Origin of the sequence: Gilliamella sp. CG22, from assembly GCF_046635725.1 — a bacterium.
Taxonomy (GTDB): Bacteria; Pseudomonadota; Gammaproteobacteria; order Enterobacterales; family Orbaceae; genus Gilliamella; species Gilliamella apicola_I.
Window position 1 is genome coordinate 216,604 of the sequence record NZ_JBIDFK010000002.1, and the last position, 9,586, is coordinate 226,189.

Below are 9,586 nucleotides of genomic sequence, written 5' to 3' on the forward strand. Positions count from 1 at the left end.
TTTGAGAAAAGACAAAGTACATTTCACTTTACTAATAAGTAAAACATCTACGATTATCAAAAGGGAATTACACAGACAATATAATGGGTAATAATTATTAACACAATTAAATAATATAATAAACGGGTATGTATAGAATTTTTATAAGGATGAAATTGGAGCGGGAAACGAGGTTCGAACTCGCGACCTCAACCTTGGCAAGGTTGCGCTCTACCAACTGAGCTATTCCCGCTTTTTGGAATTCTTCGTAAGAAGTGGTGAGCATTATACAAAAAATTTTTGAGGTCGCAAGATTTTTTTTTAACTATTTTTTATATTTCCAGCTAAGTGATTCAAAAAAACCAAAAATAAATAGTCTAAGTGGTTTAAATTTATCCTCTCGCTTTTCTTGATTGGTCATCGTTGAGTAAAGAATCCAAGCTTGTAAACCGTGCAAAAGCGTAAAAATGAGTAAACCTACATAGGCAACAACATTGGCTGGTGTTGGGTAGGGGTGGATTAAATTGACGAATAAAAATAGCCAAACTATAGAATAAAAAATCTTACCAAATAATATGAACATCAAATTTCTTCTCGTATAAATAGATAACTATGAACTTGACCGGCGGTTTTTTCGCGATGTAAATGCCAGTTATTCGGAATATAACTTAATACATTGTGATCGATTTCTGTCTCAATGTAGAGGTAGCATGAGGCGTTTAGCCAGTTATTTTTCTCAAGGTAGTTTACCGTATCGGCAACTAAACCTTGATGAAAGGGGGGATCGATGAACACGATATCAAACTTTTTTTGGGCGGGTTTATTCAACCAATTTAAAGTGTCTGTATGGTAGATATCGATAGCATGACTTGCTATGAGCTGTTTATTTTTGTTGAGTTGGCTCGCGACTTGCTTGTCTTTTTCAAGTAACGTCACGCTTTTAGCCCCGCGTGAAGCGGCTTCGAATCCCAATGAACCACTACCTGAAAAACAATCCAGACAGGTGCTGTCATGAATAACTGGCATTAGCCAGTTAAACAGTGTTTCTTTAATGCGATCTGTGGTCGGACGCAACCCTTGCTTGTCAAGTACAGCTAATTTACGTCCTCGCCATTTTCCGCCAATTATTCTGATTGAACCATTCATTATCATACCTCAATTAGAATAGTTCAGAAATGTTACCGTCCGAATCTGTTGTTTCGGTACCGACTTCTTTAGTTGCATAACGGGTAGGCTCAGTGCCTTTAATAAAATATTCTGTCATGGTGTTTGCACCAGATTGTGGTAATAATCCTGTTTTTTGGTCGATTGTAACACTAATTACGTTTTCCGGTTGAACATCGGTAACAACAGGCACATCTTTTAATGCTTCTTTCATATAGTCAACCCATATTGGATTGGCCGTATTGGCCCCGCCTTCAGCGCGGAAGGTTTTTCCTAATTCACGACGATGATCGTCAAAACCCATCCATACAGTTGTGACAATATTGGCACCAAATCCAGAAAACCAAACATCTTTAGATGCATTGGTTGTCCCCGTTTTACCGCCTACATCTCGTCGACCTAAAGCTTTAACACGCCATGCTGTTCCTTGCCAATCTGAACCACCAAATACCGTTGAACGTAACCCATCTTTCATAATGAAGGCAATATCACTACTTAATGTATGTGGTGCATAAATTGGTGTGATAGGCTTATTATTATTTTCATGATTAATTTCAATGTCAGGAATAATGATATTATCATCCGCTTTGAGATTCGCTTGTTCAGGCTCTTCACTGCCAGATTCATTGGTAGCATTTTCCACATCGTTATTAGTTTGAGGTGTTGAGTCAGTAATAATGAGATCATCTTGACAGTCGTGACAAGCGATAACAGGTTGATGTTGATAGATAATACTTTTATCACTTGTGTATTCAATCTTTTCAATTAGATAAGGGGTAATCAAATAGCCGCCATTAACGATAACTGAATACGCTCTTGCTACTTGTAAAGGCGTAAATGATGCAGAACCTAAAGCAAGCGATTCGTTATGCGAAATATTTTCTTTAGGAAAGCCAAATCGTTCTAAATAAGTGGCTGCATAGTCGATTCCAACCGCACGTAAGGCTCGTACCATCATGACATTTTTAGACATACCTAAACCAATGCGTAGACGTAAAGGGCCTGCGTATTGCGGTGGTGAGTTTTTGGGTTTCCAGGTCGTGCTGCCTGTTGTTCGAACAATCGGTGCATCATTAAGGAGTGTTGCCATTGTTAAGCCATGTTCTAACGTTGCAGTATAGATAAATGGCTTTATGTTTGAGCCTAATTGACGCAGTGCTTGCGTCGCACGGTTAAATTTACTGAGATTGAAATCAAAACCACCGACAATCGCTTTTATCGCACCATTTTCAGAATCCAATGATACCAATGCCGCATTGACAGTGGGTAGCTGAGACAGTTCCCATAAGTCGTTAACTTTTCTCACCCAGATAAGCTGACCCGCTTTTAGCACATCTGATACTTTATGTGGATAAGCGCCTTGTTTATTATCATTGATAAATGGTCTTGCCCATTTCATGCCATCGAACAAAATCTCAACATGACTATTATCAGTTAAAACAATTGATGCTTGTTTATCCGTAGACTTCAGCACAACGGCTGGGCAGATTCCACTATAACAGGTGTATTTATTTAATGTTTCGAGGATTTTTGCGTCATCCCACGCGGTTTCATTTTCTTTCCATAAAATTTTATTAGCACCACGATAACCATGTCGTTTGTCGTAATCAATGATCGATTTTTGTATTGATTCTGTTGCGGCACTTTGGTCTTGTTTTGAGATAGTTGTATAAACTTTATAACCGTCCGTATAGGCTTTTTCGCCAAATTTTTCAAACATAAATTGCCGTGCCATTTCAGCAATATAAGGAGCAGAAAAGGCGATCTGTGGAGAATGGTAACTGACATTTAAAGGTTTTTTTATGGCTTCATTATATTCCGCTTGCGTAATGTAGGATTGATCTAACATTCGTCCCAATACCCAGTTACGTCTTGTTAATGCTTTATTAGGATGCGAAATTGGATTATATGCAGAAGGCGCATTCGGAAGACCAGCCAATAAAGCGGCTTCATCTAAAGTTAATTGATCAGGTGTTTTACCAAAAAAAGTATAGGAAGCTGCGGCAACACCATAAGCTCGTGAACCAAAGTTAATCATGTTTAAGTAAAGTGCCATGATCTCATCTTTGGACAGCTCTTTTTCCATGCGGATCGCTAAGATCATTTCTTTTACTTTTCGAGAAATACTTTTTTCAGAAGTTAAAAAGAAGTTTTTAGCAACTTGTTGAGTAATAGTACTTCCACCTTGTGAAAATCCTTTTTGTTTTAATCCAATATACATTGCACGAATAATTCCGATTGGATCGATACCAAAATGTTCATAAAATCGGGAATCTTCGGTGGCAATAACCGCATTAATAACCGTTTTAGGTATTTCATCATATTTAAGAGGCGTACGTCGACGTTCACCAAAAATCGCAATTAACTCACCATCTTTACTGAGTACTTGTAACGGTGTTTGTAATTGCACATCTTTTAGTGTAGCAACATCTGGTAGATCCTTTGAATAATAGGCGTAACCAGCTATACCGATGACTAAGCCACACAGTAAGCAACCAGCAAAAAATTTGAGAAAAAACTTTATTACTCTAACTAACATCACTAATCATTCCTACCTAATTGATTTAAGGTAAATTTGGAAATAATTAAAAAAACTCTATTTCCTGTAAGGTTTTTAACTTTTTTTAGGTCGATGAGTATATACTAATTATAGTAAATTGCATAAAACAAAAAGTGATAAGTCCCTTTGTTCGTTTTCAATACTTAGCACTCAATTTAATCGAACAACACAATAAAATACTCTTTCTAAAAATCATTCAATCATCTTTCAATTGCACATTAAAAATTTGATTTTAGTGTATCTATCGTAATTTTAAAGTTAACCATTTTAATAAATAAGTAACGATTTATCGTATACGATTCTATGTGCGTGTTGTTTCACAATTATTGATTAATTCTAAAATATTTCTAGCAAAGTATGAGAAAGTTAGACGTTATTATTTTTGGGTGATCATTATGTGGAGTACAAAACTTAAGCAATCTTACTTGCAAATCATCATTTCATCAAGTTTTTATTTATTGTTAATAATGGCTAGCCTATTTTTATTTGCCGATACCTCATTTAACGCCTATACATTTGTGGTGATCATTTTATTGATAGTTGAGTGGTGGCGCAGCCTTAGCTATTTTCAAACAATAACTGGTGAATTAGCTTTATTTCATCACATCAATCAGATTTATTGGCACAATCAGCGATGGCATTTAATGCGAAAACCCTTAATACTTCGTTATAGTCTATTTTTGAATTTGAAATCAAGGCGAACAGGGCAACACTGTACCCTTTTTTTGATGAGCGATAATTTGACAACTAGCGATTGGCGAACACTTCGATATTATCTATATCAACTTGATTTTAATTGATAAACATATCTATCTTTAGCGACATGTTGACCTGCATTTAATGCGTTTTTTTTATCCAGTAATAGAAAGGTGGGCATTCAATTTGTGAACTTAATAGTTCATGATCCATATGCCGGCAAAAGCTGGGAATATCACGAGTTGTTGCCAAATCATCAGCAATCACAAGAAGAACTTGCCCAACAGCAAGCTCTCTCATCGTTTTGCGAACCATCATTATGGGTTCAGGACAGCGTAATCCAATTGTGTTAAGTTCTTTGTCGGCTTTCATTTTTATCAATAATTTGGTTAGGGATTAATTGAAAAAAGTTTATCAAGATAATGCGGTACGGCATCATCAGCATTTGAACCAATCACTTCTAATTCAGGTAATTTTTGTCGTAAATCTGGTGTGGCGTTTTGCATTATACACCCTTTTCCAACCATTTTTAACATTTCATAATCATTCATGCCATCACCGAATGCAATACTATCGTTTAATGCTAATCCTAATTTATCGACCACTTTTTTTAACGCACTGCCTTTGGAAACATTAGCGCCCATAATTTCAAGGCAATTTAATGATGAAAAGGCAATACTGACTTGATCACCATACTTTTCATCAAGCCGATTTTTTAATTTGACTAAATGTGGATGAAGGGCATCATCACTTGTTGTGAAATAGATTTTAGCAATGTCATCTGTTTCAAAGTCAAAAGGATTAAAAAACTCATAAGTAAAGCGGCTTTCTTGATGAAAGCTAAGAGAATAGGCATCTTCTTTATTAATTAACCACTGATCACCTCGGTAAATATGGGTAAACACTAGTGGATCGTCAGTGCACTCTTGGGCAATTTGACTGGCGAGCGTCGGTTCGACATTTTGGCTAAAAATTAAGTTTCCATGACTATCATGAACTCGGGCGCCATTTGACGTTATCATGAATGCATCAATTTCCATATTTTCACGCATTTGCGCAACATCAATATGATGTCGCCCTGTAGCAAAAATAAAATGAATGCCTTTTTGACGTAATGCTTGCAAAACTTGTTTGGTATAAGGTGAAAGACTGTGTTCAGGCGTTAATAAGGTGCCATCTAAATCTGAAGCGACAACATGAAACATAATATTCTCTACTAGTGTAAAAAGTGAAAATCACAATGATTTAAAAAACAATACTTTGAATCCTTTATTGACCTCAAAGTAAAAATATAAAATATAGGGTATGATACAACTCTGTACACATTTACTCAACTAATTGCGGTGTAATAAAAATGACTAATTCTCGCTTTTGTTGCTTTTTATTTTTGTACTTAAATAAACTACCGATAATAGGGACTTGGCTAACATAAGGTACATTATGATCGTTTTTGCTATTTATTTGATGAAAAATACCGCCAAGTACAATTGTTTCGCCACTTTTTACCTTGACTTGGGTTTTGATTTCTTGCGTATCTATAGCGAGGGCTTCACCGCCATCACTGCGTTTAATCGCTTGCCCAGCGGTGTTTTGAGTGATATGGAGATCTAAAATCATCTTCTCTTCTCCAATGATTTTAGGCGTCACTTCTAATCCTAAAACGGCTTGTTTGAACTCAATGGAAGTCGAGCCACTGCTACCGCTCGATACTTCGTAAGGAATTTCAGTGCCTTGTTTAATTGAAGCCATATTTTGATTGGCGGTCAGTAAGTTAGGACTGGCAATAATTTCAAGTTGATTTTCCGCCTGTAGTGCAGATAACTCTAAATTGAGTAAACTGCCAGACATTTTCGCAAGATTAAAGCCCAGATTAGCCGTTGAACTGGCAGCGCCCAATTTTACATCGAACTTATTGATTAACTGCGAAGGCTGCCCCACATAACCCCATTTAATCCCCAGTTCTGACATACTTTCATCACTCATATTGACAATATGAGCGGCAATGTGGACTTGTGGTATTGCTTTGTCCAACAATGTGATAAGACTTTTAATCGCTGTCAATTTAGGGGGAATATCAGTGATGATTAGCGAGTTAGTCCGTTTATCAACAATCACTTTACCACGTTCTGACAATAGCGCTTGCTTATGGATGATATCCAATAATGTGTTCAGATCGGCATGCTCAATACGTATAGGTAAAGTATCTAAGGGTAAACGCTGTTCAAGTGATAATTTATCTAATCGTTGTTTTTGATTAATCTGTTCGGGATCTTCCGCTTTTGAAATAAATAAGATATTGTCCTCAATTTTAGCTTGTAAGTTAGCGCTATTGATTATAATCATTAAAGCTTTATGCCAATCGACATTTCGAAGCTTAATAGTCTGTTTTTGTGCTATGTCTTCAGTCATAATCAAATTAAGTTGTTTACTGTCAGCTAATGCTTGCAAAATAATACCAATATCAGTTTGATTAAAATTTAACGTGATAAGTTCCGAATGGTTTATTTTAGATAATTGATTGTTAGTTGCTAAACTAGTATTGACTTGAGCAAGGAATAAAACAGTGCTAATAATTTGCCATTTTTTGAGGTGTTTTAATAAAAGATATCGGATGTTAGCCATACGTTAATTCCCTCATATCACTTGTTTAATGGCATCATCCAGACAATACTATCTTGACAATATTGAGCCAGATTTGCTTGCCAAACAACGTTATCATTCGTAAGCGTTTTGATTTGCCAAGGCAATAACATTGGAGGAATCTCACTATTGATTATTGCTAACCATTGCTGTGTTGACGTTAACCAGATTTGATAATAATTATTGTGCTGTGATTGTATGATTCCGCTAAGTTGCCAGCTTTGTATCTGTGCTAATAATTGGTTAGTTTGTTCGGTACACGATATCAAATCAGTCAGATTGAATGGATCGCGTGCCAAACGGTGATTTGCATCAGCATTAAAGCAAATCATCATGATAAAAATTAAGCTAGAGAATAAATAATGATTCATGTTGTTTCCTTATCGAAAGATAATGTAAACGATATGATTAGATAAGTATTTTGTCGAAGAATCCTAAAATCAGATAAATCAAGATAATAGCTATTGTGGTTAAAGGTCGATAATAAGTTTAGAAAATTAGTAAATTGTCCATGGAGCTCAATATCCCACATCGTTTTGTTATCCGTTCGATAGTATCTGAATGTATGTAAAGTTAACTGGTTTTGTGTAATCGCATGAGCCAAGTCTTTTTCTGAAAGTAAAATGAATGATCTATTCATTTTGGTTTGATATCGGTCAATTTGGGTTTGTAGCTGTTTTATTTTTTCACTCTGAATCTGATGCTGTTTAAATTGCTGTTTGGCTTGATTAGCAATATCCTCAATAAAAAATAGATAGTTAATGATGATCATTGTGATGATAGTAACAAAACCGATAGTATATTGCTGCCAAAGTGGGCGATTAAAAAAATCACTCTTCATTAAATGTGATTTCCATTTTAAATGACAAATTGTGTTCTTGTCTGGTTATGTCATGAATCTGACTTTTTATGATGTTATCCTGCCGTAATAACGTTTGATTAAAATTGATAATCTCAATATAACGAAAGCTATAACCGGAAATTATCACTTGTTGCGGTTGATAATGGAATGATTCTAACCATATAACAGGTGGTAATTGTTCTGAAAGTAGTGTTAAAAAGTGATAAATTTGTTGTTGGCTAACCGACAGCTTAGGAATAAAAGTTGCTAATTGTTGAGTTAACCGTTTTTCGTTATGTTGTTGTTCGACATTTAATAGGGTGTAATGACTGAGTTTAAGTTGCGTTTGATGCCATAAATAACCCATAGAACAGCAAGCAATCCCCATTATGCACACCATAGTAACAAGTAACGAAAATTTATGCCTTTTCTGTTTTTCTTGTCGCCAGGGTAAAAAATTGATTATCTCTTCATTAATTACTCCACCAATACAGTGTAATCTTAAATTGTGTTTTTTAAATAAATCCAGCCACTCATTGACATAATCACGTTTACATATTGTTACATTAAGATAAGATTTGTCAGCAGAATAAATAAAATCATAACAAACGTTTGTAGCGGTGAGTTCAAATAATTGATAAATCGATGCTTCAACATATAAAGCTTGTTCGCCTAAGGCTAAATTAAGTGGTGGAAGTTTGAGTTGTTTGGTTTGGAAATCATTTTCATTAAGATAAAGTTCAAAAACCGATTGTGTTGGAATACGGTTCTTCAGCTCAAGAATCAGTTGTTCAACATCACTCAAGTTTTGATAAGGGTAGTTAACGGTAGTCTCATTTTGTTTTGCTGTTTGAGTGTTAACCAAATAGATAATTTGATACCGTAACCATTGGGGTTCAATATATATTTTAATACGACATTTTCGGATAAACATGATCGATTGTGTACTTATGATTTTAAATTACCTTATGACCAAGCATAATAAGGATTGATTAAATAAAAATGAAAAAAAGGGATTTTTGCGAAGTATTACGCAAAATAAGATTAAAATTAAATCGAACAAAGTTAATTTTGCGAAATTATGAAAAAAAAGGTTGACTGAAATAAGACGTGCCTTATAATGCACATCCACACGGTAAGGGTGATTAGCTCAGTTGGGAGAGCACCTCCCTTACAAGGAGGGGGTCACTGGTTCGAACCCGGTATCACCCACCAATCTTTACCGTGACGTTTTAGCAATAAAACATTTGGGGTGATTAGCTCAGTTGGGAGAGCACCTCCCTTACAAGGAGGGGGTCACTGGTTCGAACCCGGTATCACCCACCACTTTTAGTTTTCTTATATGGGTTGTTAGCTCAGTCGGTAGAGCAGCGGACTTTTAATCCGTTTGTCGAGCGTTCGAATCGCTCACGACCCACCACTTTCTTTCCTCGTTTTTCAACATAATTAACAAGATAAATTTAAGTAAACCTAAGCGATGAGAACGCAAGCGTTCGACAAATTCGTCTGGAACGAATTTGAACAACACGAAGTGTTGGCCCCGAAGGGGTGAGGCACACGAAGTGCCGAATAATCAAGCTCACGACCCACCACTTTCTTTCTTCGTTTTTCAACATAATTAACAATATAAATTTAAGTAAACCTAAGCGATGAGAACGCAAGCGTTCGACAAATTCGTCTGGAACGAATTTGAACAACACGAAGTG

At 35.8% G+C, this 9,586-nt stretch carries 10 protein-coding genes and 4 tRNA genes; 4 read left to right on the forward strand and 10 right to left on the reverse strand.

The features are described from left to right. Nucleotides 1-156: 156 nt before the first annotated feature. The 4 genes from ACGH46_RS02690 to ACGH46_RS02705 form a co-directional block, all read right to left on the reverse strand. Nucleotides 157-232, reverse strand: a tRNA-Gly gene (locus ACGH46_RS02690). A 72-nt stretch (nucleotides 233-304) separates the two neighbouring features. Continuing rightward, nucleotides 305-562: a DUF1145 domain-containing protein gene (locus tag ACGH46_RS02695; protein ID WP_267351250.1), complete on the reverse strand. Its 258-nt coding sequence runs from the start codon at nucleotides 560-562 to the stop codon at nucleotides 305-307. Beyond that, on the reverse strand, nucleotides 562-1,125 hold the full coding sequence (gene rsmD / locus ACGH46_RS02700) for a 16S rRNA (guanine(966)-N(2))-methyltransferase RsmD (RefSeq protein ID WP_267351251.1): 564 nt from the start codon (nucleotides 1,123-1,125) through the stop codon (nucleotides 562-564). The genes ACGH46_RS02695 and rsmD overlap by 1 nt, the downstream gene beginning before the upstream one ends. Nucleotides 1,126-1,138: 13 nt before the next feature. After that, nucleotides 1,139-3,682: a penicillin-binding protein 1A gene (locus ACGH46_RS02705; protein ID WP_411604150.1), complete on the reverse strand. Its 2,544-nt coding sequence runs from the start codon at nucleotides 3,680-3,682 to the stop codon at nucleotides 1,139-1,141. Nucleotides 3,683-4,098: 416 nt separating this feature from the next. On the opposite strand from ACGH46_RS02705, the gene ACGH46_RS02710 reads away from it, so the two are divergent. Continuing rightward, nucleotides 4,099-4,503, forward strand: a complete 405-nt coding sequence (locus tag ACGH46_RS02710) for a protein YgfX (protein WP_267360425.1) — start codon at nucleotides 4,099-4,101, stop codon at nucleotides 4,501-4,503. Nucleotides 4,504-4,540: 37 nt separating this feature from the next. Here ACGH46_RS02710 and tusA read toward each other — a convergent pair whose 3' ends face one another. The 6 genes from tusA to ACGH46_RS02740 form a co-directional block, all read right to left on the reverse strand. Next, the gene (tusA, locus tag ACGH46_RS02715; protein WP_411597448.1) at nucleotides 4,541-4,780 is read right to left on the reverse strand and encodes a sulfurtransferase TusA; all 240 of its coding nucleotides are present in this window, start codon (nucleotides 4,778-4,780) and stop codon (nucleotides 4,541-4,543) included. Nucleotides 4,781-4,788: 8 nt separating this feature from the next. Continuing rightward, entirely contained in the window at nucleotides 4,789-5,604 is an 816-nt protein-coding gene (locus tag ACGH46_RS02720; RefSeq protein ID WP_267351257.1) for a Cof-type HAD-IIB family hydrolase, read from the reverse strand. A gap of 121 nt (nucleotides 5,605-5,725) precedes the next feature. Then, nucleotides 5,726-7,021, reverse strand: a complete 1,296-nt coding sequence (locus ACGH46_RS02725) for a secretin N-terminal domain-containing protein (protein WP_411604002.1) — start codon at nucleotides 7,019-7,021, stop codon at nucleotides 5,726-5,728. Nucleotides 7,022-7,038: 17 nt separating this feature from the next. Beyond that, nucleotides 7,039-7,410 carry a hypothetical protein gene (locus tag ACGH46_RS02730; RefSeq protein WP_267351261.1) on the reverse strand — a complete coding sequence of 124 codons (372 nt, stop codon included), beginning with the start codon at nucleotides 7,408-7,410 and terminating at the stop codon, nucleotides 7,039-7,041. Then, nucleotides 7,407-7,880 (reverse strand): hypothetical protein, encoded by a 474-nt coding sequence (locus tag ACGH46_RS02735; RefSeq protein ID WP_411604005.1) that lies wholly within the window; start codon nucleotides 7,878-7,880, stop codon nucleotides 7,407-7,409. Before ACGH46_RS02735 ends, ACGH46_RS02730 begins: the two co-directional genes overlap by 4 nt. After that, entirely contained in the window at nucleotides 7,870-8,814 is a 945-nt protein-coding gene (locus tag ACGH46_RS02740; protein ID WP_411604008.1) for a PilN domain-containing protein, read from the reverse strand. Before ACGH46_RS02740 ends, ACGH46_RS02735 begins: the two co-directional genes overlap by 11 nt. A gap of 205 nt (nucleotides 8,815-9,019) precedes the next feature. Here ACGH46_RS02740 and ACGH46_RS02745 point away from each other — a divergent pair. The 3 genes from ACGH46_RS02745 (at nucleotide 9,020) to ACGH46_RS02755 (ending at nucleotide 9,300) form a co-directional block, all read left to right on the forward strand. Beyond that, a tRNA-Val gene (locus tag ACGH46_RS02745) sits at nucleotides 9,020-9,095 on the forward strand. Between the two features lie 35 nt (nucleotides 9,096-9,130). Beyond that, nucleotides 9,131-9,206, forward strand: a tRNA-Val gene (locus tag ACGH46_RS02750). A gap of 18 nt (nucleotides 9,207-9,224) precedes the next feature. Further along, nucleotides 9,225-9,300, forward strand: a tRNA-Lys gene (locus tag ACGH46_RS02755). Nucleotides 9,301-9,586: the final 286 nt, after the last annotated feature.